General features: G+C 72.2%; 1 protein-coding gene. It reads right to left on the minus strand.

The window, feature by feature from the left end; translation table 11 throughout:
• Positions 1-96: 96 nt before the first annotated feature.
• Entirely contained in the window at positions 97-1,611 is a 1,515-nt protein-coding gene (locus tag FNQ90_RS22190) for a glycoside hydrolase family 16 protein (RefSeq protein WP_228471488.1), read from the minus strand.
• Between the last annotated feature and the right edge of the window lie 92 nt (positions 1,612-1,703).

The following is a 1,703-nucleotide window of genomic DNA, read 5'->3' on the forward strand; positions in this document are numbered from 1 at the left end:
CCCCTCCACGGGGAGTGCCGGCGCCGCCCGTCGGTGCCGGGGCGGACGCCCGGGAGACCCGGCCCGGGAACCCGCTCCCACCCCGGCCGCCGGCCGTCAGCCGTGGGGGATCGTCACCGTCGACAGGTTGCCGATCCCCACCGTGCTCGGGCCGTTGCCGATGGCGTTCCAGATCTCCACCCGGACCCGGCCGTTCACCAGATCGGAGTGGGAACCGGCGGAGGAGGCCAGACCCCGGCTCTCGGTGTACCGCTCCCATCCGGGTTCCGGATCGGTGGCGAAGTAGCGGTAGGTCTCCGTGCGGTCCCAGGTGCCGTTGCCGGTGTGGTCGTAGGAGATCCGCACCTGTTGGCCGTTGGCGACGGTGGTGCCCGCGTCCACGAAGAGTTCGAAGCGGGTGTCGCCGCCGGTGTACCGGGCGTTCACGCCCTCCGCGAGGAAGGTCTGCGGCCGGTGCGGTGAGCCGTCGTGGTTGGCGCCGTCGGCCGAGGGGAGCGTCGCCGAGGACGCGCCGGACTGAGCGGCACCGAGACCGCCGCCGCCCCGCAGGTGGAGCACGGAGGGGTTGCCGGGCTGCCCCGGCTCCCCGGGATCGCCGGAGCCCTGCGAGGTACCGCCGTCGTCACCACCGGAGCCGTTTCCGCCACGGGTCCAGACCGCGACGTGGTCGACGAGCAGCGAATGGCCGGGTTGGGTGGCCGGCACCGGGGTGGGGAAGCCCGCGACCCCGTCGGGGAAGGCACCGCCCATGGCCAGGTTCAGCAGCAGGAAGTAGCCCGCGTGCTCGGTCATGTTCGCCCACGTCGTGGCGTCGAACATGCCCTGGTGCACCCGGTGGTACCGCTCGCCGTCCACGTACCAGCGGAACTCGTTGGGGGTGACGGAGCGGTCCCACTCGAACCCGTAGGTGTGGAAGGCCTCCTGACAGGTGGCGCCGGGGCAGGGCCGACTGTTCCCCAGACCGTTGAACTCGTCGCACGGCCCGCCGGGCGCCGTGCCGCAGTGCAGCACGCCCCAAACGGTGTTGAGGCCGTTGACGTTCTCCATGATGTCGAACTCGCCGATGCCGGGCCAGTTCCAGTAGTTGCCCCGGTAGGGGGAGCCGAGCGCCCAGAACGCCGGCCAGTAGCCCAGCGCGGCCTCCCCGGTGACGTTCGGCAGTCGCATCCGGCCCTCGATGCGCAGCGTCCCGCCCTCGGGAGCCTTGAAGTCGGCGCGGTGGGTCTCGATGCGGGCCGAGGTCCAGCGGCCGGAGCCCTCGCGCAGCGCGGTGATCCGCAGGTTGCCGTTGCCGTCCAGGGCGATGTTGTCGGGGGAGTCCGTGTAGTACTGGATCTCCCCCGTGCCCCAGTTGTCGGGTCCGCCGGGGTAGGAGTGGCCGATGTCGATCTGCCAGTTCTCCGCGGAGGGCGGGGCGCCCGCGGGACCCTCGAAGTCATCGCCCCAGACCAGCTCCCAGCCGTCCTGCGCCGGGGGGATCGCGGCCTGCGCCCCGGTGGAACCGAGTGCCGTGGTGACCGTGCCGGCGGCCAACAACAGGGCGCCGACACCGGCTATGAGCGCCTTCGGCCTCCGTCGTCGTCGCGAACGTGCGGGGGATTGCGTGCCCATGGGAGAGCACCTCCTGTTGACGTGGGGGTGTGGCCGCGACCGGGGCCGGGCGGGGGGAGCGCTCCTCCGCCGTTATAGGTGTAGTCCAATCA

This window comes from Streptomyces alkaliphilus, assembly GCF_014141535.1.
Classification (GTDB): Bacteria; Actinomycetota; Actinomycetes; order Streptomycetales; family Streptomycetaceae; genus Streptomyces; species Streptomyces alkaliphilus.